Genomic DNA, 20,929 nt, shown 5'->3' with positions numbered 1-20,929 from the left:
CCTGCCCTGCTACCCCACCGGACCGGCCCCGGAGCCGCCGTGATCGGCGGGGTGCTCCTCACCGCCTCGGCTCGCGCTGACGGGCCGGTGACCGGCGGACACCCGCCAGTCGCCGCGGGCCGGTGGTGACCGGCCCTCCCACCCCCGCCACCCGCCCCCGCGCCGACCGGCGGGCGCCGCTCAGAGCCCGCATGTCGCTCCCGGGTTGCCGGAGGATGCTGTGTTCTCGCTGAAGCCCGTGTCCTGGCCGCCGTCGGCGAGCAGGCCGCCGTCGCGGGCGAAGTGGGGGAGGTGGAGCAGCAGCGCCGCGTCGCCGTGGAGCGCCACCGACAGCAGGACGCGCGGTCCGGCGGTGCGGTGCGCCTCGAGGGGGTGGGCGCCGCGGAGGGCCACGAGGAGTCGCCGCCCCGCGGGCGTCTGCCGCGGAATGAACCACAGCGCCGCCGCCGCGGCGACCGGGAGCGCGGACACGGCCGGCTGGGCGGGCGTGGTCGACGCGGTCATCGGTGCGACCAGCAGCCCCGCCGCGATCGTGACGGGGACGGCGCACAGTAGGGCGCGCGCGGCTCGCCACCTGCTGTCGGGCCGCAGCAGCCCCGCCTCGGCGGACCGTTTACGCAGCGCGTCGAGGGCTCGCCGCACCCGGGGCACGGCGACCAGGGGCCGTATGCCGAGGGGGCGGCGGAGCGAGACGTGGACGGCGAGCTGCAGCGGGTCCCGTATCGCGGTGGCCCAGCCGTCGGCCCGTACGGTGCCCTTCCGGCCGTTGGTGACCACGCCGCGCTGCTGCAGCGCCACGAGGGCAACCGTCACCGCGGCACGGCGTCCGCCGCGCAGGAGGGCCACGATCTGCGGATCGACGGTGTCGTGGGGTGCGATCGTACCGGGCCGCAGGAGCAGGGCCGCGGCGGTGAGCAGTGCCCCCGCCGTGCCGATGAACCACCACATTTCGTCGGGCATCGCGCCCACCTCCCCCGAGGCCGTGTCTGCGGCTGTGCGGGGAATATGCCCGTACCAGAGGTGCGCCGAAGCCTGAAAGAAGCCGATTCAGAGCTCTATTTGAGCTTCGGTCCGGTTCGCGGCGTTACGCGTCCGTGGAGATCAGTTCGTCCGCCGGGGCGTTGACCGGTTGGGGGCAGCCGGTGAGGTCCATGACGAAGAGCGGAATGCCGAGTTGGTCCGCTCGGGCCCGGGCGTCGTCCGCGTAACCCGCGAGGGAGAAGAGGACGCTCGTCGACGAGGAGCTCAGCCCGTTCAGCCACAGGCATTCGACTGCGCGCAGCCCGGTGGGCCTGGTGGTGGGGTCGACCAGGGCGACCACGTCGGGGCCCCTGAGGTCTATGCCGGAAACGGGCCTGACCTCGGGCTGGATCACGTCCCGGAAGCCGAGCCACTTCAGATAGAGGGCGGCCGCGGTGACGGCGTCGCGTGCGGTGCGGATCGTGACGGGCCGGAACGACGGGCGGGAGACGACGGCCGTGCGCGGCAGCGGTATGTGCGAGGGGTGCCGGGAGGGGCGCGGTCGTTCCGCCGGACCGGGCGGAGCCGGCGTGCTGACCGGCCGGACCGGTATGCGCAGCACCGTGCCGCAGGGGCAGCCGAGCTCGGGCTGCGGCCACTGGTCCTTGCGCTCGCACTCGGTGCAGCGGACGGTGACCCAGTCGTCGGTCCAGGTGCGGTGCGTGATCGGCTCGGGGCGGGCGGCCCGCAGCAGCGGGGGAGCGACCGGGGCGCCGCACGCGCACGGGTACACGGGCGCCGCGTACAGATGGTCGCGCCGGCAGACCGGGCAGCGCACCGGCATGCTCTTGCTCATCGCGGCCCCCTCTTCCCTCCCCGCGGTCCTTGCTGCGGTCCATCGTCCATCAATGGCGGGGACTTGGCGAGTTACTTCGCGCACTCCGCCGCTCTGCGCCCCCGGGTGTTCCGGTGTGGTCGTCCCTTGACGCCGCACGGGCCGCGTCCTACATTGCTTCCGTATAGCAAAACTGAACTTCCACAATGCGGAATCGGTGCTCGCAGGTGGCGCGACAGAGCCCGTCCCGACCGTTCCGACCAGATCCGACAGGCCGAAGCAGGAGCACCCCATGCCTCGAATGACCGCCGCCCGCGCGGCAGTTGAGATCCTCAAGCGTGAAGGCGTCACCCACGCGTTCGGTGTGCCGGGCGCAGCGATCAACCCGTTCTACAAAGCCCTCCAGGCCGGCGGCGGGATCGACCACACCCTCGCCCGCCATGTCGAGGGCGCGTCCCACATGGCCGAGGGCTACACCCGGACCAATCCGGGCAACATCGGCCTCTGCATCGGCACCTCCGGCCCCGCCGGCACGGACATGATCACCGGCCTGTACTCGGCGATCGGCGACTCGATCCCGATCCTGTGCATCACCGGCCAGGCCCCTACCTCCGTGATCCACAAGGAGGACTTCCAGGCCGTCGACATCGCGTCGATCGCCAAGCCGGTCACCAAGGCGGCCACGACGGTCCTCGAGGCAGCCCAGGTCCCCGGCGTGTTCCAGCAGGCCTTCCACCTGATGCGCTCGGGCCGTCCCGGGCCGGTCCTCATCGACCTGCCGATCGACGTCCAGCTCACCGAGATCGACTTCGACCCGGAGACATACGAGCCGCTGCCGGTCTACAAGCCGTGCGCGACCCGCGCCCAGATCGAGAAGGCGATCTCCTTCCTTCTGGAGTCCGAGCGCCCGCTGATCGTCGCCGGCGGCGGCATCATCAACGCCGACGCCTCCGACCTGCTCGTCGAGTTCGCCGAGATCACCGGCACCCCGGTCATCCCGACCCTGATGGGCTGGGGCACCGTCCCGGACGACCACGAGCTGAACGCCGGCATGGTCGGCCTCCAGACGTCGCACCGCTACGGCAACGCGAACTTCCTCGAGTCCGACTTCGTCCTCGGCATCGGCAACCGCTGGGCCAACCGCCACACCGGCTACAAGCTGGACGTCTACACCAAGGGCCGCAAGTTCGTCCACGTCGATATCGAGCCCACCCAGATCGGCAAGATCTTCGCCCCCGACTACGGCATCGCCTCCGACGCCAAGGTCGCGCTCGAGCTCTTCGTCGAGGTGGCCAAGGAGCTCAAGGCGGCGGGCAGGTTGCCCGACCGCGGCGCGTGGGTCGCCGCCACGCAGGACCGCAAGGCGACACTCCAGCGCCGTACGCACTTCGACAACGTGCCGCTCAAGCCGCAGCGCGTGTACGAGGAGATGAACCGCGCCTTCGGCCCGGAGACCCGCTACGTCACCACGATCGGTCTGTCCCAGATCGCCGGCGCGCAGATGCTGCACGTCTACAAGCCGCGCCACTGGATCAACTGCGGCCAGGCGGGCCCCCTCGGCTGGACCATCCCGGCCGCGCTCGGTGTCGCCACCGCCGACCCCGAGGCGCAGGTCGTCGCCCTGTCCGGCGACTACGACTTCCAGTTCATGCTGGAGGAGCTGGCGGTCGGCGCGCAGCACCGCATCCCGTACGTCCACGTCCTCGTGAACAACTCCTACCTGGGCCTGATCCGCCAGGCGCAGATCGGTCTGGACATCAACTTCCAGGTCAACCTGGAGTTCGAGAACATCAACTCCCCGGAGCTGGGCGTCTACGGTGTCGACCACGTCAAGGTCGTCGAGGGCCTCGGCTGCAAGGCGATCCGGGTCACCGAGCCCGACCAGCTGCTGCCGGCGTTCGAAGAGGCGAAGAAGCTGGCCGCCGAGTACCGGGTGCCGGTCGTCGTCGAGGCGATCCTGGAGCGCGTGACCAACATCGCGATGAGCAAGACGGCGGACATCAGTGACGTGACCGAGTTCGAAGAGCTCGCCACGGAGCCGGGGCACGCCCCGACGGCGATCAAGCCGCTGAAGGTCTGACCTCCGCCGCAACGTCCGACGAAAGCCCGGTCCGCCTCGCGGACCGGGCTTTCGTATGCCTGCGGGTCACAGCCGACCGCTCACCCGGCCGGTGCCCTCAACTCCACCTCGAGCACCTGGTCCGAGCCGTCGGGCCGGCCGCCGTTGCGGTCCGTGTTCGTCGTGGACACCCACAGGGCGTTCTTGCCCGGAACCTTCTCGACGGTGCGCAGCCGTCCGTACGTGCCCTTGAAGTACGCCACCGGGGTGCCCGCCTCCGTGCCGTCGACGGGAATGCGCCACAGCCGCTTGCCGCGCATCGCGGCCATGTACAGAGCGCCGTCGGCGTAGGCGAGGCCGCTCGGGGACGCATCCGCAACCGCCCAGTGCGCCTTGGGGTTGGTCATCCCCTCGGTTTCGCAGGGCCCTTCGCACGTGGGCCAGCCGTAGTTCTTGCCGGGTTCGACGAGGTTCAGCTCGTCGCTGGTGTCCCAGCCGATCTCGGCCACCCACAGGCGGCCCTGCGCGTCCCAGGCCAGGCCCTCGGGGTTGCGGTGGCCGTAGGAGTAGACATGGGTGCCGAAGGGGTTGCCGGGCGCGGGCTCGCCCTCCGTGGTCATCCGCAGGATCTTCCCGTTGAGGGAGTTCTTGTCCTGGGCGAGGGCGCGCTGGTTGCCGTCGCCCATCGCGGCGTACAGATAGCCGTCGGGGCCGAACTTCAGCCGTCCGCCATTGTGGATCCGGTCCTTCCTGATCCCGGTGAGCAGCGTGGTGTACCCGTCCAGCGTGGAACCGTCGTACGTCATCCGCGCGACCCGGTTGTCCGTGCCGGTCGTGTGGAGGACGTAGATGTAGTGGTCCTCCTCCCAGTCCGGCGACACCGCGACACCCAGCACGCCGTCCTCGGCCCCGGTGGTCACCGAGTCGGGGACGCTGCCCACGAGTGTCTTCTCGCCGTCCTGAGTGATCTTGAAGATCTTGAACGTCTCGCGCTCGCTGATCAGTGCGGAGCCGTCCGGCAGCCAGCTCAGGCCCCACGGCGTGGTCCACTCGGTCGAAACGGTCCGAACGTCGCCCGGTTCCGTCTGCGCGTGGCTGCCGGCCATGCGTTCCCCGTGCGGTGCGGGCGGGCCGGCGACGCCGGGGCCGGCGAAGCCCACCAGCAGGCCCGCGACCATGATCCCGACGGTGCTCGTCGAGCGGAGCGACGGTCTTCTCGCAGGCTTCCGGCGAGTCGGAAGAGTCGACACGGGCATCCTCCATGCAAGCTCGGCAGCGATCACCGGGAGCGTAGGCCCGCGTTGTGTGACGGTGCGTCGGACCACTCCGGCGGGTCACTCGGCCGGCCCGCCCCCAGTTGCCCTACCTCAGGTGCCTGCCGAAGCTGCGGTGGGGGACGCCACCGTCATCCGAAAGGCAGGACAACCCATGACGGCCACACCCGAGGAAACGACGACCGGCCCTGAGCGGGCAACGCGCGGCGAAGTACCTGCGTACATCGAGGAAGCGGCCTGGCACCGGCCCGAGTACGTGGTCGTGGAGACCGCACTCGAGGTCACTGCCTACTCCCTGGCCTCCCGCTAGCGTCGCCGACGACATGCTGCTCAAGGTGCTGGGCACCGCAGCAGGCGGTGGCGTACCGCAGTGGAACTGTGCCTGCCGCGAATGCGCCGGAGCACGGACGCACCCGCGGCGACGCCGCCGCCACGCCGCACTCGCCGTGCAGGTGGCCGAGGGCCGGTGGTACCTCGTCAACGCGACCCCGGACATCGGCGAACAGATCGAGGACTGTCCCGAACTGCACCCCGGCCCCGGGCATCGCCGGACACCGGTGGCCGGAGTCGTGCTGACCGATGCCGAACTCGACCACACACTCGGCATCGCCCGGCTTCGGGAAGCCGAACAACTGGAAGTGATCGCGACCGCCGCCGTACGCGAAGCGCTGCGAGGCCGCCGGCAACTGGACTCCCTTCTCGCCCCGTACACCGAACTGAGCTGGCGCGACCTCCCGACGGAGGGCTTGGCCCAGCCGCTGGCCGCGGGCTCCGCGGTCCACATCAGCGCCGTTCCCCTCTCCGCCAAACGGCCTCGCTACGCCGCGACGGACCCGGCAGGAGCCGATGCCCCTGGCGACTGGGTGACAGCGCTGAGGCTCACCGACCGCGCCACCGGCCGGACCGCCGTCTACGCACCCGCGCTCGGCACATGGCCGCAGGCGCTGGAGGAAGCCGTGGCGGAAGCGGACTGTGTCATCGTCGACGGCACCTTCTGGGACGACGACGAGCCCCGGCGCGCGAACTTCTCGACCCGCGGCGCGACGGCCATGGGCCACCTGCCGATCGACGGGCCGAACGGCACGGCACGGCGGCTCGCCTCCCTGCCCGCGCGCCGCCTGTACACGCACCTCAACAACACGAATCCGCTGATCGACCCCGCCGCGCCACAGCACAAGACGCTGGCCCGGCTGGGCATCGAAGTGGCCGCCGACGGAATGGAGATCGTGCTGTGACCGTCGTGGAAGTGGAGACGGAACGGCCATGGAGCCGCTCGGAGTTCGAGGAGCGGCTGCGGGCGGTGGCAGAGCAGCGCTACCACGACCGCCACCCCTTCAACGTGCGTATGCACGAGGGGACGCTGAGCCCCGCCGAGGTACGGCGCTGGATCACCAACCGCTTCCACTACCAGCAGCACATCCCGGTCAAGGACGCGCTGATCACCGCGAAGCTCGAGACGCCGGAACTCCGGCGCATGTGGATCCGCCGCATAGAGGACCACGACGGACGCGAGGGCGACGAAGGCGGCATCGAGCGGTGGCTGCGGTTGGGTGAGGCGGCCGGCCTGGACCGGACGGGCCTGCTGTCCGGCAGCGGCGTGCTGCCCGGGGTACGCCTCGCGGTCGAGGGGTACGTCAACTTCTGCCGGCTGCGGCCGGCGCTGGAGGCCGTCGCCGCCTCGCTCACCGAACTGTCCGCCCCGGATCTCATGCGGCGGCGCATCGACGCCTTCGAACGGCACTACCCGTGGATCGAGGCCGAAGGGCTCGCCTACTTCCGCGCACGCGTCAGTCAGGGCCGGCGGGACAGCGGCGAGGCGATGGGCCTGGTGCTGCGCTGGGCCCGTGACCGGGCCGGACAGGAGCGCGCGGTCGCGGCACTCGCGTTCAAGTGCGACGTGCTCTGGACCCTGCTCGACGCCGTGGATCACGCCGGTGCGGAGGGGCTGCGATGACCGCGGCCCCTGCCCAGCAGGTGGACCGGCGATGGCGCCCGGTACTCGCCCCCGCTGTCGTGCTGCGGCACGACCGGGTACGCGGCGCCGACCTGCTGGTGATGCCCGAACGCGTCGTGGTGCTGCAGGGGCACGCCGGTGACATCCTGCGGCTGTGCGACCGCGGGCTCGAGGTCCGCGGGATCGTCGACGCCTTGCAAACCCGCTTCCCCGGCGCGCCGGTGGCCACCGACGTTCCCGCGTTCCTTCGGCGGCTGCGCGACGAGGGCTGGCTGCGATGACCGGTGTGCCGCCCCCCTGGGCGCTGCTCGCTGAGCTGACCCACGCCTGCCCGCTGCGCTGCCCGTACTGTTCCAATCCGCTGGAGCTGACCCGCCGGTCCCGTGAACTGTCGACGGTGCAGTGGCGGGACGTCATGCGGCAGGCGGGGGACCTGGGAGTCGTGCAGACGCATCTGTCCGGCGGGGAACCCCTGTTGCGGCCCGACCTGGAAGCGATCGTGCGCGCCGCGGAGGCGGCCGGCATCCACACCCAGCTGGTCACCAGTGGGCTGGGCCTCGACGAGGCGCGGATGGCCGCACTCGTGGAAGCGGGACTTCGCAGCGTCCAGCTGTCGGTCCAGCACGCCGACCCGTCGGCCTCCGAACGGATCGCAGGGCGCTGCTCGTTCGAGGCGAAGGAGCAGGCCGCGGGGCTGGTGCGGACGGCAGGACTGCCGCTCGGCGTCAACGTCGTGCTGCACCGCGACAACCTCGACGCCATCGACGGGATCGTGGAACTGGCGCTGTCCTGGGGCGCGGACCGTATCGAACTGGCCAACACCCAGTTCTACGGCTGGGCCCTGCTCAACCGCGCGGCACTCATGCCCAGTCGCGCCCAACTGTCGCGTGCGTCGGAGGCGGTTCGGCGGTGGCGTGAGCGACTGGCCGGGCGAACGGAGCTGGTGTGGGTCGTTCCTGATTACGTCGAGGGTGTCGCGAAGCCGTGTATGGGGGGCTGGGGCGCCGTCTCGCTCACCGTCACACCCGACGGAACCGTGCTGCCCTGCCCGGCGGCGGCGACACTGCCGGGACTCGACCCGCCGCATGTCGGTGACCGGACGCTTGCCTGGATCTGGGAACACTCCGCCGCCTTCAACCGGTACAGGGGCACCGACTGGATGGGCGAACCGTGCCGCGCCTGTCCGCGACGCGACGAGGACTTCGGCGGCTGCCGCTGCCAGGCGTACGCGATCACCGGCGACGCCGCCCGTTCCGACCCCGCATGCCGGCTGTCACCCGACCACGGCCTCATCCAGGCCGCGGCCCTGGCCGACGGGGAAGCGACTGGCCCCGTGTACCGCGGGCCGGGAGCGCTGCGCGACCGGTCGGGGCCGGAGGGGACAATGACCAGGGCCTGACCTCTGTGCGAAGGTCAGGCCCTGATCGTCGAACGCGGAGTACGGGACCGTACCGACTCCGTGCCCGGGCTGTGCAGTTGAAGCCGCCCGACGGTGCGAGGCTGGCGCGACAGGACGTTCGCGCCGCCGGGCGGGTCTTGGTGGGGTCGTCGGACGGAGTCCGGCGACGGGAAGGGGACCGCGGCGGGACGATTGGCCGTACCGGTGCCGTCCTTCAGGTCAGAACGGGTCCGGAACGCCTTCACCACCGCACTGGCATCGTACGACCGCCGCGGTCCTCACTTCCGCCCGCCCGGAGGACCACCCCTCATCCGGGCCCGCCGAGCGGGCGCACGCCCCGGGGCCGACGTTCCGTCAGCCCCCGGGCGCGGCTCTGGTGTCAGTCCTCGCGCAGAGCGCGGACCGCCTCCTCCACGCGCTTGCCGTACTCGGGGTCGGCGGCGTGGAAGTGGGCCAGGTTCTTCTCGACCACGTCGTCGCGCGTGACCTGGGACAGACCGCCCGCGATGTTCGCGATCAGACGCCCCTTCTCGTCGTCCGACATCAGGCGGTACAGCTCACCGGCCTGGAAGAAGTCGTCGTCCTTGACGTGGGCCGGCGCGGCATGGGTGCCGACCCAGCCGGTGACGGCGAGCGGAGCGGAGAGCGCGGCGTCGGTCTGGGCCGGACCCGAGTAGGAGTTGGGCTCGTAGTTCTTGTCGTGGCGCGAGCCGTTGCGGGTGGCCATCAGGCCGTCCCGGCCGTAGTTGTCTGCGGCGGCGGCCTTGGGCGCGTTCACCGGCAGCTGGGTGTGGTTGACGCCGAGGCGGTAGCGGTGGGCGTCGGCGTAGGCGAACAGCCGGCCCTGGAGCATCTTGTCCGGCGAAGGGCCGATGCCGGGAACGAAGTTGTTCGGCGAGAACGCTGCCTGCTCGACCTCCGCGAACACATTGTCCGGGTTGCGGTCGAGGACAAGGCGGCCCACCCGCTGCAGCGGGTAGTCGGCGTGCGGCCACACCTTGGTCAGGTCGAACGGGTTGAAGCGGTAGTCGGCCGCCTCTGCCGCCGGCATGATCTGCACGTACAGGGTCCAGGACGGGTTCACGCCGCGCTCGATGGCCTGCAGCAGGTCCGTCTGGTGCGAGTTGGCGTCCTTGCCGACCAGTTCCGCGGCCTGCTCGGACGACAGGGAGCGCACACCCTGGTTCGTCTTGAAGTGGTACTTCACGAAGAAGGCCTCGCCGGCCTCGTTGGTCCACTGGTAGGTGTGGGAGCCGTAGCCGTTCATGTGACGGTACGAGGCGGGGATGCCGCGGTCGCCCATCAGCCAGGTCACCTGGTGCGTCGCCTCGGGGGCGTGCGCCCAGAAGTCCCAGACGTTGTCCGGCTCCTGCTTGCCCGTGAACGGGTCACGCTTCTGGGAGTGGATGAAGTCGGGGAACTTGATGGGGTCCTTGATGAAGAACACCGGGGTGTTGTTCCCGACGAGGTCGTAGTTGCCCTCTTCGGTGTAGAACTTCACCGCGAAACCGCGGGGGTCGCGGACCGCGTCCGCGCCGCCGAGGGAGTCGGCGACGGTGGAGAAGCGCAGGAACGTCTCGGTCCGCTTGCCGACCTCGGAGAGGAAGTCGGCCTTGGTGTACCCGGTGACGTCGTCGGTCACCTCGAAGTACCCGTACGCGCCGGAGCCGCGGGCGTGCACCACGCGCTCCGGGATGCGCTCACGGTTGAAGCGCGCGAGCTTCTCCAGCAGGTGCTGGTCCTGGAGGAGGATGGGGCCACCGACGCCGGCGGTGGCGGAGTTCTGATTGTCGGCGACGGGGGCGCCGGACTCGGTCGTAAGCACGCGCTTCGACATCGTGACCTTCCGTACGGGAGCTGCACTGAGTGACGGTTCGTGGAGCGTAAGGACGAGCCGAACGAAACGTCAACAGTTTGTTGAAAACAAAGGGTGGTGTTCCGGTCGGTGCCGACGCCTGGGCGCGACAGGACAGGTGTCAGCGCCGACACCGACCGGAAGTCGGGGGCCGTGTCGGACCAGGGCAGAGGCCCTGGGCGGTTGCCCGGTGTGGTCAGACCTGCTGGCCGGAGAGGCGTTCGACGGAGCGCAGCAGCGCCGAGTGGTCCAGACCGCCGTCGCCCTGGGCGCGCAGCGAGGCGACCAGCTGGGCGACGACCGAGCCGACGGGCAGCGCGGCGCCGACGTTGCGGGCGGCGTCGGTGACGATGCCCATGTCCTTGTGGTGCAGGTCGATCCGGAAGCCGGGCTTGAAGTCCCGGTTCAGGAAGTTGTCCTTCTTGCGGGTCAGTACGGTCGAACCGGCCAGACCGCCGTTGAGGACGTCGAGCGCGGCCTGCAGGTTCACCCCGGACTTCTCCAGGAAGACCACGGCCTCCGCGCACGCCTGGATGTTGACGGCGACGATCAGCTGGTTGGCGGCCTTGACCGTCTGGCCGGAGCCGTGCGGGCCGCAGAGCACGATGGTCTTGCCGAGGGCCTCGAGGATGGGCTTCGCGGTGTCGAAGTCGGCCTGCTCGCCACCGACCATGATCGAGAGCACGGCCTCGATCGCGCCGGCCTCGCCGCCGGACACGGGAGCGTCGAGCACCCGGATGCCCTTGTCGGTGGCGTTCTTGGCCAGGTCGACGGAGGTCTGCGGGGTGATCGAGGACATGTCGATCAGCAGCGCGCCCTGCTTGGCGTTCTCGAGGATGCCGTCGGGGCCGTAGGCGATGGCCTCGACCTGCGGGGAGGCGGGGACCATGGTGATGACCACGTCGGCGTCCTTGACGGCTTCCGCGATCGAGCCGGCCGCGGTACCACCGGCGGCGGAGAGTCGGTCGAGCTTGTCCTGCTCCAGGGTGAAGCCGGTGACGGAGTAGCCCGCCTTCAACAGGTTCTCGGACATGGGGGAGCCCATGATGCCGAGACCGATCCACGCGACCTTGGGGAGAGTGCTCATGGTGAGGGTGCCTTCCTAAAAGCTTTGGTACGTCAGCTCGTCAGCTCGTCAGGGGGATCGACCGGTCAGCGGGCCGCGCGGGCCTCGGCCGGCAGCCAGCCGAAGGAGTCCGCGCTCGGGCGGTCGCCGGCCTTGTACTCCAGGCCGACCCAGCCCTCGTAACCGGCCTTCTTCAGCTCGTCGAGCAGCTGCTCCAGCGCGAGCGAGCCGGTGCCCGGCGCGCCGCGGCCCGGGTTGTCGGCGATCTGGACGTGACCGGTCTTGTCGGCGTATGCCGCGATGACCTGGGAGACGTCCTCGTCGTTCATGGACAGGTGGTAGATGTCCAGGAGGAACTTGGCGTTGCCGAGGCCGGTCGCGGCGTTGACCTTGTCGACGACCTCGATCGCGGCCGGGGCGCTCACCAGCGGATACAGCGGCGACTCCGGCTTGTTCAGGGTCTCGACCAGCAGGATCGCGCCGACGCGGTCGGCCGCACGGGCCGCGAGGACCAGGTTCTCCAGGGCGAGGGTGTCCTGGATCTGGGGGGCGACGCCGTCCACGCGGTTGCCGTACAGCGCGTTGAGCGCCTTGCAGCCCACAGCGGCGGCGAAGCCGGCCGCCACCTCGATGTTGTCGCGGAAGCGGTCGGACTCCGCGCCCGGCACGGAGAGCGCGCCGCGGTCGGGGCCGGGCAGCTGCCCGGCGTAGAAGTTGAGGCCCACCAGCTGGGTGCCGGCGTCGTCGAGCGCCTTCTCGAGGGCGTCGAGCTCCGCCTGCGGCGGGGTGGGGGTCTCGATCCACGGCCACCACAGCTCGACCGCGGTGAAGCCGGCCGCGGCGGCGGCCGCGGGGCGCTCCAGCAGCGGGAGTTCCGTGAAGAGGATCGAGAGGTTCACGTCGAAGCGGTGGTCGCTGTATCCCATGGGGTTTGCGCCCCTTCCGTATTGCGGAAGTCTCTTTCTGTCTGACGGAATAATCTCCGGGCGGGGTGAGGGCTGTCAAGAGCGACCACAAAAAAGCGCCCCCCGAGCGGGCCGTCGGAAGGCGGGTCAGGCCTTCCTCCGTCCCAGCTCGGGAGGCGTGCGGGGGGTCGGGGGCGTCCCCCCGCGTCTTGGGGGGCGGTCCTCAGAGCGCGTCGACGGCACTCACCTTCCAGCCGCCGGACGTACGCATCATCGTCATCCGGACCCGGTTCAGATCGACCCGCGAACCGGTGACCTGTGTACTGGTGGTGACCTGGTTGACGAACAGCAGCACCACGGCCCGGTCGGGGGACACGGACACCACCGAAGCGGCGGGCGCGCCGCCGCCCGGGGGCGCGACCACGCTCGCCTTGACGACCCCGCGGTACTTCTTCGCGGTGGGCCCCACCACCTTGCTCGTGGTCCTGCCGTACTCCTCCGCGAAGGCGCCGGTCAGATGGCCGCGCGCCGCGGCGAAGTCCGCCTCAAGCCTGCGGTGGTCGTACGACAGCACCACCGGCGCCGCCTTCCTCGCCGCCGCGACCGCCTGCGCCCGGGCCGCGTCGGTACGCCGCCCCTCGGCGTACTCCCACCCCAGCACGCCCGCGGCGGTCAGCCCGAGGACCAACAGGACGGCGAGCAGGCCGCACAGCCGCGCCCGTCGCCGGCGCCGGCGGCGCTCCGGAAGGAGCGCCGCGGCCTCCTCGGCCAGCACGACAGGCCCCACATGCTGGTTCTCGTCCCGGCGGGCCTGCGACGCGTCGTCGGGGGCCTCGAGCCGCCGGGGAGCCGGGCCGCGCGGCGTATCGAGCACGGCGGAACCGCCCGAGGCCGGCCGGAGGCGGTCCGACCGCTTGGCGGCCGCACGCGTGGCCGCCGACATCGTGCGACGGCCGGGAGAGGTGGAGCCACGGCCCCGGGTGGTCGGGTTCGCCACGGTCTTGCTCCTCACTGCTGGTGGTACGGGTGTGCGCTCGGGTGTGCCGCCCGCCGGGTCAGCCGACGAACTCGACATCGGACGTCAGCCAGCGGCCCTTCTCGAGCACGAGGTCGAGTTGCAGCCGGTAGGTACGGGACTGCCCTTCCGGCGCGGCCTTGTTCGTCACCTTGCTGTCGGCGACGACCAGCACCCGTGCCGAGCGCTCGTCGGCCCGCGCTATCCCCGCCTCGAGCACCTGCCCCTCGGAGACGGACCTGTTGGCGGCGACCAGCTTGGTCAACTCGCCGGTCTGCGCGGCGAACTGCTCCTTGAAGTCGCCGGTCGCGCCCTTCAGCACGTTCGCGCTGTCACGGGCGTAGTGCCGGTAGTCCAGCGACGTGAAGTTCAGCGCGGACTGGCGGGCGGCGGCCAGGATGTCCTGGTGCCGGCGGACCTCCGCCCGTTGCTCGTACACCTGGAGACACAGCCAGCCGCTGAGCGCCGTCACGGCGACGGTCGCCACGGCCAGCGTCACCGCCGTCGCCCTGCCGCGCCCCGCCGCGGTGGCGAGCCTGCCGCCGAGCCGCCGCAGCGGAATCACCGTGCGCGAGAGGACACCGCCCGCGCTCATGCCATCGGTCCCACGAGCAGCCATTGCCACGAGTCCTTTCCGAACGTGCTCTGTTCTCCGCCCGTCGAGCCGATCTCGAGGAGCGTGCCGCCCGGCCCGGCGAGGGTGCCGGTCTCCGGGTCGTAGGGGGTGACGTGTGCCGCCTGCCGTGCGCCGCCGGACCTCGAGGGGCCCGGCGCGTTCTGGGCGCCGCGCACGGACGTACCGCTGCCACGCGGCTCGGTGCAGCGCGCCTCACGGTTGGCGGGTCGCTGCGAGGTGTCCGCCGGGTCGCGCCGCTGGGTGCCGTAACCCTGACGGCACGGCGGCGGGTCGTCGGCGTTCACGACCATGCCGAAGTGGGTGGTGCCGTCGCCGGGGATCACGGTGTAGCTGCCGGCGACGATCACCGGGAACGTCACCAGCGCCTGCTCCACACCGGGCAGGCGCGCCACGGTGACCTGGCCGCCACTGATCAGGTTGGAGAGCAGCACCGGCAGATGGGTCTCGTTGGACTTCAGCAGCGAGTCGACCTCCTGCGCCGCCGGGGCGGTGTTGCCGACCAACCGCCTCAGATCGCCGTCGCGTGCCTTCAGTTCCGCGGTCAGCGCGGCCAGGTCGCGGGAGAAGGACTTGATTGCCGACCCCTTGTCGCTCTGGGTCTTCAGCACCACCCGCGAGTCCTCGATGAGCGAGGTCGTCTCCGGAAGGTTCTTCGAGGCCGACTCGACCAGCAGGTTCCCGGAGTCCACCAGCCTGCTCAGGTGCGGCCCGGTGCCGGCGAACGCCTTGCCGAGTTCGTCGACCGTGACCCGCAGATCGTCCTTGCCGACCGAGTTGACCAGCCGGTCCAGGCTGAGGACGAGCGCCGTCGTGGGCAACGGCACCCTGGTGTCTGCGCGCGGGATCTTGCTGCCCTCGCCCAGGTACGGGCCGCCGGAGCGGCGCGGCTGGAGGTCGACGTACTGCTCGCCGACCGCGGAACGGTTCGCCACCACGGCCAGCGTGTCCGCCGGTATCCGGGTCCCGTCCTCGATGTCCAGTGCCACGGAGACACCGTCCGTGCCGACGAGCCGCAGCTCACCGACCCGGCCCACCGGAATGCCCCGGTAGGTGACCTCGGCGCCCTGGAAGATGCCGCCGGAGTCGGCGAAGTCGGCCCGCACGGTGTATCCGCGGTCCAGCAGGCTGTCCACCAGGCCGGTGTAGCGGGCGCCGACGTACGAGCACCCCACCGCGGTGACCGCGGCGAAGGCGATCAACTGGGCCCTGACCGTACGTGTGATCACGGCTGCATCCCCTTCAGCATCAGTTCGGCCAGTGCCAGGTCGATCCCCGCGGGCAGCCGGCGTCCGGCGCCGTCCCCGTGGGCGACCTGGCTGCCGGTGCACACCGGCGGACACAGCGGTCCGTCGCCGCCGGGGGGCGGGGGAGCGCTCGGTGTCGGTGCGCCGGGAACCTCCGGGGGCGCGGTCGGCAGAGGCGCTTTCGGCAGGCCGGGCACCCCGGGCAGGTCGGGGGTGCCGGGAACCTCCGGCAGCTCGGGTTCCTCCGGGCCCGGCCCGGGCGGTTCCTCCGCGAGGTTGCCGTAGACACTCGCGAGGTCCAGATCCGCGGTGATCTTGAGGTTGACGTAGTCGCCCTTGATGGCGCCGGTCACGTTCCTGGGGAACGGATAGGTCGTCAGGAGCTCCAGCGAGTTGGGGAGATCGCTGCCGGCCTTGTTCAGCTGTTGCAGGATCGGTTGCAGGCTCTTGAGGTTGGCCACCGTGTCCGCGCGGGAGGTGTTGATCACCTTGGTGCCCGTCTTCCCGAGATCCGAGAGCGAGGTCAGCATCGCCGTCAGATCGCGGCGCTGGTCGGCCAGGACCTTCAGCGCGCCGGGCACCGTGTCCACGGCCTGCGCGATCGTCTTCTTCTCCGCGGCCAGCCGCTCCGCCAGCCGATCAATGCCCTTGAGCGCCCGGACGATTTCCTTGCGCTGCTTGTCGAGGCCGCCGATGAACGTGTCCAGTTCGCCGAGCAGGTCCTTGACCCGGTTCTCCCTGCCCTCCAGCGCCTTGTTCAGCTCCACGGTGATCGTCTTGAGCTGCGCCACACCGCCGCCGTTCAGCAGCGCGGAAAGGGCGGAGAGCACCTCTTCGATCTCCGGGTTGCGGCCGGTGCGCGACAGCGGGATGCGCGCGCCGTCGGTGAGCCGCCCACTGGCCTCGATGCCGACCGGTGGGGAGAGGGCCACGTACTTCTCACCGAGCATGCTCGTCTGCCGCAGCTCGGCGACGGCGTTGCCGGGCAGCTTCACATCGTCCGCGATACGCAGGCGTACCCGGGCGTGCCAGCCGACCAGTTCCACCTTCTCGACCGCGCCCACGGTGACGTTGTTGACCTTCACCGCCGATTGCGGGACCAGGTCGAGGACGTCCCTGAAGTCGGCGGTCACGTGGTAGGCGTTGCCGTCGGCGGCCGCGCCGCCGGGCAGGCTCACGTCGTACAGGCCGTTGAAGTCGCAGCCTGTGAGCAGCACGGAGCCCATGGCGGTGGCCAGGGCCACGGCCCGGTGCCTGCGGGGTGCGCTCATGCGCGTGCCTCCAGTATTCCGCCGAGCGTCCGGTCGACCTCGCCGGTGCCCGGCACCGGGCCGGCGTGCGGCACCTCTGGCAGCGAGTCGAACAGCTTCTGCAGCTCCGCGCAGTCGGGGTTCTTGCCCCCCGCGTCACCGGTGGTCTTCAGCAGCGAACACAGCAGTGCCGCCGGGTCCTGCGGATGGTCGGGGTTGTTGCGGGTGTCGAGGGTGCCGGAGGACGGGTTGTAGGCGTTCTGGAGATTGGAGAGGCCGGTGGGCGCGACCTCCAGCAGCTCCGCCAGCGCCGCCCGCTGGGTGACCAGCACCTTGGTGACCTTGCTGAGTCCCTCCACGTCCTCGGTCAGCGCCGTCTTGTTGTTCTTCACGAACCTCGAGACGTCGCCGAGCGCCACTCCCAGATGCTTGAGGGCCGCCGCGAGGTCCTTGCGCTCCCCGGCGAGTTGGTCGGCGACCGCGGCGAGACTGTCGTTGAACGACCGCACGCTCTTGTCGTCGGCGGCGAGCGCCGCGGTGAACACCTGAAGATTGCGTACGGTGCCGAACAGGTCGTCCCGGCCGTCGGACAACGTGGTGACCGCGAGGGACAGGTCTTCCACCGTCCGGTGCATCTGTTCGCCCTGGCCGTCGAGATTGGCGGCGCTCACCCCCAGCAGCCGTGCGAGCGATCCGTCCTTGTTGGCGCCCTTCGGACCGAGCGCCTCGGCCGTCGTGTGCAGGCTGTCGAAGACCCGGTCCAGCTCCACCGGCACGGCCGTGCGGCTCTGAGGGATCACCGCCCCCTCGCGCATCACGGGCCCGCCTTGGTACACCGGCAGCATCTGTACGTAACGGTCGCTCACCACCGAGGAGTTGATGATGGCGGCCTGGGCGTCCGCGGGGATCTTGCGCCCGGGCTCGTACTCGAGCTCCACGCGCACCCGGCCGCCCTCCGGGACGATCTCGGTGACCTCGCCGACGCGTACGCCGAGCACCCGCACGTCGGATCCCGGGTAGATGCCAACCGTGCGCGGGAAGTACGCGGTGACGCGGACCGGTTCCTCGCGCGGCCACAGCACGACCGCGGCGCAGACAAGCAGCGCCGCGACGGCGGCGACGGCCGTCAGCCTGGCCGTACGGCCTTTCGGATCGAAGCGGATGCGGCCCTTCATCGTGAGCCTCCTGTCCGGGGAACCACCGGAGCGGCGACCATGTTCTGGATGTAGCTGTCGAACCAGCGGCCGTTGCCGAGGGTGTTGGTGAAGACCCGCACATAGGGGGCGAGCAGCGCGACGCTGCGGTCGAGGCTCGCCTGGTTGCGCTCCAGCATCCGCACCACCTGGTTCAGCCCTCTCAGTGCCGGGCCGATCTCCTTCTCGTTGTCCTCGACCAGGCCGGAGAGCTGGATGCCGAGTGCGGCCGAGCTCTTGAGCAGCGCGTGGATCGCCGCCCGGCGCCGCGTGATCTCCTTGAACAGCGCGTCGCCGTCCTTGACCAGGGTGGTGAATTCACCGGAGCGCTCGGAGAGGATCTTGGTGACCGAGTTGGCGTGCTTCAGCAGCTCCCGGAGGTCCTCGTCACGCGAGGCCACCGTCTTCGAGATCCTCGACAGGCCCTTGATGGAGGCGCGTACCTCCTCCGGCGAGTCCTCGAAGGTCGTCGAGATGGTGTCCAACGCCTTGGCCAACTGCTCCGTGTCGACCTTTTCGCTGGTGGTCGTCAGATCGCTGAAGGCCTGGACGACGTCGTACGCCGGGGTGGTGCGCTCCAGCGGGATCTCGCTGCCGGGCCGCAGCTGTCCGGACCCCTTCGGCTGGAGGGCCAGGTACTTCGCGCCCAGGATCGTCTTGATCCGGATGGCCGCGCCGGTCCTCGTGCCGAACTTCGGCTCGCCCTTGATCTTGAAGGTGACCTTCACATGGTCGCCGTCGAGGTCGACCTCGTCGACCTTGCCGACCTTGACCCCGGCGATGCGCACCTCGTCACCCGGCTTGAGCCCGCCGGCCTCCGAGAACGCCGCGCTGTACGTCTCGCCGTTGCCGATCACCGGCAGGCTGTCCGCGTTGAACGCGGCGGTCGTCAGCAGGGCGAGCGTGGTGATGCCGACCGCCCCGATCACGACAGGGTTGCGGTCCCGGAAGGGTGTGCGGGGAAGGAGACGTATCTTCATCCGCCGCACCTCGCCCGTGCCACGTGCAGCTCCGGAGTGATCACCTCTCGGGTCTTCGGCAGCACGATCCGGCCGTCGAAGTCGCAGAGGTAGAAGTTGAACCAGGAACCGTACGAGGCGGTCCCCGTCAGCTTGTTGAGCTTGTTCGGCAGCCGCTTCAGCACGCCCTCCACGGTCTTCTCGTTGTCGTTCAGCGTCTTGGTCAGGTCCCTCAGCTCCGCGATGTCGCCCTTCAACGGCGGCCGGGCGTCTTCGAGCAGACCGGAGGTCGCCTCGGTCAGCGCGCCGATGTTCTCCAGCGAGGAGCCGATCGGCTTGCGGTCGGCGGACAGGCCGGAGATCAGCCGCTGGAGCTGTTTGAGCAGTCCGGAGAAGCGGGCGCCGCGCTTGTCGAGGGTCTGCAGCGTGGTGTTGAGGTTGTCGATCACCGACCCGATCAGCTCGTCCCGGTCGGCGAGGGTCGTGGTCAGGGACGCGGTGTGCGCGAGCAGGCTGTTGACCGTGCCGCCCTCGCCCTGCAACGTCTTGATGATCTCGGTGGCGAGCTGGTTGACGTCCTTCGGGCTGAGCGCGGCGAACAGCGGCTTGAAGCCGCCGAGCAGCGCGTTCAGGTCGAGCGCCGGCTGGGTCCGGGCCAGCGGGATCGTGGCACCGGGCTTCAGCCGGGTGCCGTCGCCCGCGCCCTCGGTCAGGGCGACGTAACGCTGACCGACCAGGCTCCGGTAGCGGATGACCGCTCCGGTGCTGGTCAGCAGCGGCCGGTCGCGGGTGACGGTGAACGTCACCTCGGCCAGCGTGCGGTCCTTGATACGGATGGCTTCGACCTCGCCGACGCGCACTCCCGCGACGCGGATGTCGTCGCCCTCCTCCAGGCTGGTGACATCGCTGAACACCGCACGGTAGGTGTGCTCCGGGGCGAAGGAGATGTTGACGATCGTCGCGGCGAGCAGTGTCGTCGCCAGGATCGTCACCGCGGCGAAGAGAAGGAACTTCACCAGCGGTGCCGCGGTCGCGGTGGCTCGGGACGCCTTCATGCCACACTCACCGCCGTCCCGCGTGCCATGGGTCCGAACAGCAGCGTCGCCACCGCGGGAACCCGGTCGGCGGGCACCCCGAGGACCGGTGCGACCAGCGAGCCCACGGCCCGCTGCTCGGCAGCCGTCGCGGAGACCGGGCCGGCTCCGGGCGGGCCGCCGGCAACGACATCCTTCGTACCGTCGTCGAGCTTGGTGTGTCCCGCCGGCACGGAAGGGCCGGGGATGCCTCTGCAGTCGGGGCCGGAGCGCTCGGCATAGCGCGGTTCCTCACCGGGTCGGTACGCGGGTCGCGGGTGGACGAATTCGAGGGTGATGCGCATCTCGCCGCCCGCGAACGCCTTCTCGGACTCCCTGCTCTGGCGCTCGAGGCCTTCCAGCAGGCAGGGGTACTCGGGCGAATAGCGGGCGAACAGGTCGAGGGTCGGGCGGGAGACACGGCCCAGGGTGATCAGCCGCTCGCCGTTGTCGTCGAAGAACTTCTCCGCCGTGCCGGCGACCTTCGCCGTTCCCGTCAGGGCGGCGGCCAGCTGCTCGCGCTTCTCCACAATGGTGCGGCTCGTGGTGACCGAGTTGCGCAGGATGTTCATCAGGTCCGGTGCCGCGTCGCCGTAGACCTCGGCGACATCGGCGAAGCGGGAGATGTCCTCCTGAAGGGAGGGCATATGGGGGTTGAGCTCACGCAGATAGCGCTCCAGCCGTACGAGGTTGTCGCCGATGCGGTCGCCACGTCCCTCCAACGCGGTGGAGAACGCGTGCAGCGTGGCGTTGAGATCGGCGGGCCGCACCGTGCGCAGCAGCGGCAGCAGGTCGTTCATCAGGTGCTGCACCTCGATGCCGGCCCGGGTGCGGTCCTGGGTGATGACGTCCCCGGCCCGTATGTGCCGGCCCGAGGAGCCGCCGGGTACCACCAGGTCGACGAACTTCTCGCCGAACAGCGTCTTCGGCAGCAGCCGGGCGTGCACATCGGCCGGGATGCGCGCCACATGCTCCGGCTTCAGTGCGATGTCGAGCGTGGCCTTCTCCCCGTCGGCCCGCACCTCGCGCACCTCGCCGACGAGCAGTCCGCGCAGCTTGACGTCGGCCCTCGGGTCGAGCTGGTTGCCCAGTGTGTCCGCCTCCAGCGTGACGCGCACGACCGACGTGAACACCTGCTGGTACGTGGCCACCGACAGCGACAGCAGCAGCGCGATGACGGCGAGGAACACCAGCCCGTACAGCCGCAGTCGGCCGGCGTGCGCCGCGGCGCTTCCGTCTCTGCTCATCGGC

20 protein-coding genes are annotated in these 20,929 nt (G+C 70.5%); 6 read left to right on the top strand and 14 right to left on the bottom strand.

All coding sequences use genetic code 11. The annotated features are described in order from the left end of the window. Positions 1–180: 180 nt before the first annotated feature. Both ACIQ7Q_RS31320 and ACIQ7Q_RS31315 read right to left on the bottom strand, forming a co-directional pair. Positions 181–960, bottom strand: a complete 780-nt coding sequence (locus ACIQ7Q_RS31320) for a TIGR04222 domain-containing membrane protein (RefSeq protein ID WP_403869593.1) — start codon at positions 958–960, stop codon at positions 181–183. Between the two features lie 124 nt (positions 961–1,084). After that, positions 1,085–1,816 carry a hypothetical protein gene (locus ACIQ7Q_RS31315; protein ID WP_403869590.1) on the bottom strand — a complete coding sequence of 244 codons (732 nt, stop codon included), beginning with the start codon at positions 1,814–1,816 and terminating at the stop codon, positions 1,085–1,087. 271 nt (positions 1,817–2,087) lie between these two features. Here ACIQ7Q_RS31315 and gcl point away from each other — a divergent pair, with 271 nt between their 5' ends. Next, positions 2,088–3,875, top strand: a complete 1,788-nt coding sequence (gene gcl / locus ACIQ7Q_RS31310) for a glyoxylate carboligase (protein WP_403869588.1) — start codon at positions 2,088–2,090, stop codon at positions 3,873–3,875. An 80-nt stretch (positions 3,876–3,955) separates the two neighbouring features. Here gcl and ACIQ7Q_RS31305 read toward each other — a convergent pair whose 3' ends face one another. Then, a complete protein-coding gene (locus tag ACIQ7Q_RS31305) occupies positions 3,956–5,032 on the bottom strand; it encodes a PQQ-dependent sugar dehydrogenase (RefSeq protein WP_403869585.1) in 1,077 nt (358 codons plus the stop codon). 250 nt (positions 5,033–5,282) lie between these two features. Here ACIQ7Q_RS31305 and pqqA point away from each other — a divergent pair, with 250 nt between their 5' ends. Genes pqqA through pqqE form a run of 5 tightly spaced genes read left to right on the top strand, consistent with a single transcriptional unit; the run spans position 5,283 to position 8,481 of the window. Then, a complete protein-coding gene (pqqA, locus tag ACIQ7Q_RS31300) occupies positions 5,283–5,438 on the top strand; it encodes a pyrroloquinoline quinone precursor peptide PqqA (RefSeq protein ID WP_403869582.1) in 156 nt (51 codons plus the stop codon). A 13-nt stretch (positions 5,439–5,451) separates the two neighbouring features. Next, positions 5,452–6,363, top strand: a complete 912-nt coding sequence (pqqB, locus tag ACIQ7Q_RS31295; RefSeq protein WP_403869579.1) for a pyrroloquinoline quinone biosynthesis protein PqqB — start codon at positions 5,452–5,454, stop codon at positions 6,361–6,363. Beyond that, positions 6,360–7,082: a pyrroloquinoline-quinone synthase PqqC gene (gene pqqC / locus ACIQ7Q_RS31290; protein ID WP_403869577.1), complete on the top strand. Its 723-nt coding sequence runs from the start codon at positions 6,360–6,362 to the stop codon at positions 7,080–7,082. The genes pqqB and pqqC overlap by 4 nt, the downstream gene beginning before the upstream one ends. Then, a complete protein-coding gene (pqqD, locus tag ACIQ7Q_RS31285; RefSeq protein ID WP_403869574.1) occupies positions 7,079–7,363 on the top strand; it encodes a pyrroloquinoline quinone biosynthesis peptide chaperone PqqD in 285 nt (94 codons plus the stop codon). Before pqqC ends, pqqD begins: the two co-directional genes overlap by 4 nt. Next, positions 7,360–8,481: a pyrroloquinoline quinone biosynthesis protein PqqE gene (pqqE, locus tag ACIQ7Q_RS31280; protein WP_403869571.1), complete on the top strand. Its 1,122-nt coding sequence runs from the start codon at positions 7,360–7,362 to the stop codon at positions 8,479–8,481. The genes pqqD and pqqE overlap by 4 nt, the downstream gene beginning before the upstream one ends. A 379-nt stretch (positions 8,482–8,860) precedes the next feature. On the opposite strand, the gene ACIQ7Q_RS31275 is transcribed toward pqqE, so the two are convergent. From ACIQ7Q_RS31275 to ACIQ7Q_RS31225, 11 genes are all read right to left on the bottom strand, one after another. Next, positions 8,861–10,318 carry a catalase gene (locus ACIQ7Q_RS31275; protein ID WP_403869568.1) on the bottom strand — a complete coding sequence of 486 codons (1,458 nt, stop codon included), beginning with the start codon at positions 10,316–10,318 and terminating at the stop codon, positions 8,861–8,863. A gap of 214 nt (positions 10,319–10,532) precedes the next feature. Then, positions 10,533–11,423, bottom strand: coding sequence for a 2-hydroxy-3-oxopropionate reductase (locus tag ACIQ7Q_RS31270; RefSeq protein ID WP_403869566.1), 891 nt, complete (start codon positions 11,421–11,423; stop codon positions 10,533–10,535). A gap of 65 nt (positions 11,424–11,488) precedes the next feature. Beyond that, positions 11,489–12,328, bottom strand: coding sequence for a TIM barrel protein (locus tag ACIQ7Q_RS31265; protein WP_403869562.1), 840 nt, complete (start codon positions 12,326–12,328; stop codon positions 11,489–11,491). Positions 12,329–12,530: 202 nt separating this feature from the next. Next, positions 12,531–13,304, bottom strand: coding sequence for a hypothetical protein (locus ACIQ7Q_RS31260; protein ID WP_403869559.1), 774 nt, complete (start codon positions 13,302–13,304; stop codon positions 12,531–12,533). Positions 13,305–13,362: 58 nt separating this feature from the next. Continuing rightward, complete coding sequence (locus ACIQ7Q_RS31255) at positions 13,363–13,941, bottom strand: hypothetical protein (RefSeq protein WP_403869556.1); 579 nt, start codon at positions 13,939–13,941, stop codon at positions 13,363–13,365. Beyond that, positions 13,914–15,185 (bottom strand): MCE family protein, encoded by a 1,272-nt coding sequence (locus ACIQ7Q_RS31250; RefSeq protein ID WP_403869553.1) that lies wholly within the window; start codon positions 15,183–15,185, stop codon positions 13,914–13,916. The genes ACIQ7Q_RS31255 and ACIQ7Q_RS31250 overlap by 28 nt, the downstream gene beginning before the upstream one ends. Continuing rightward, the gene (locus tag ACIQ7Q_RS31245; protein ID WP_403869550.1) at positions 15,182–16,474 is read right to left on the bottom strand and encodes an MCE family protein; all 1,293 of its coding nucleotides are present in this window, start codon (positions 16,472–16,474) and stop codon (positions 15,182–15,184) included. Before ACIQ7Q_RS31245 ends, ACIQ7Q_RS31250 begins: the two co-directional genes overlap by 4 nt. After that, the gene (locus ACIQ7Q_RS31240) at positions 16,471–17,628 is read right to left on the bottom strand and encodes an MCE family protein (RefSeq protein ID WP_403869548.1); all 1,158 of its coding nucleotides are present in this window, start codon (positions 17,626–17,628) and stop codon (positions 16,471–16,473) included. The genes ACIQ7Q_RS31245 and ACIQ7Q_RS31240 overlap by 4 nt, the downstream gene beginning before the upstream one ends. Further along, positions 17,625–18,626 carry an MCE family protein gene (locus ACIQ7Q_RS31235; RefSeq protein ID WP_403869546.1) on the bottom strand — a complete coding sequence of 334 codons (1,002 nt, stop codon included), beginning with the start codon at positions 18,624–18,626 and terminating at the stop codon, positions 17,625–17,627. Before ACIQ7Q_RS31235 ends, ACIQ7Q_RS31240 begins: the two co-directional genes overlap by 4 nt. Beyond that, positions 18,623–19,660, bottom strand: a complete 1,038-nt coding sequence (locus ACIQ7Q_RS31230) for an MCE family protein (RefSeq protein ID WP_403869543.1) — start codon at positions 19,658–19,660, stop codon at positions 18,623–18,625. Before ACIQ7Q_RS31230 ends, ACIQ7Q_RS31235 begins: the two co-directional genes overlap by 4 nt. Continuing rightward, positions 19,657–20,925, bottom strand: a complete 1,269-nt coding sequence (locus ACIQ7Q_RS31225; RefSeq protein WP_403869540.1) for an MCE family protein — start codon at positions 20,923–20,925, stop codon at positions 19,657–19,659. Before ACIQ7Q_RS31225 ends, ACIQ7Q_RS31230 begins: the two co-directional genes overlap by 4 nt. Positions 20,926–20,929: the final 4 nt, after the last annotated feature.

Origin of the sequence: Streptomyces sp. NPDC096176 (genome assembly GCF_044763255.1) — a bacterium.
Taxonomy (GTDB): domain Bacteria; phylum Actinomycetota; class Actinomycetes; order Streptomycetales; family Streptomycetaceae; genus Streptomyces.
This window is presented reverse-complemented; position numbering and strand designations above follow the sequence as displayed.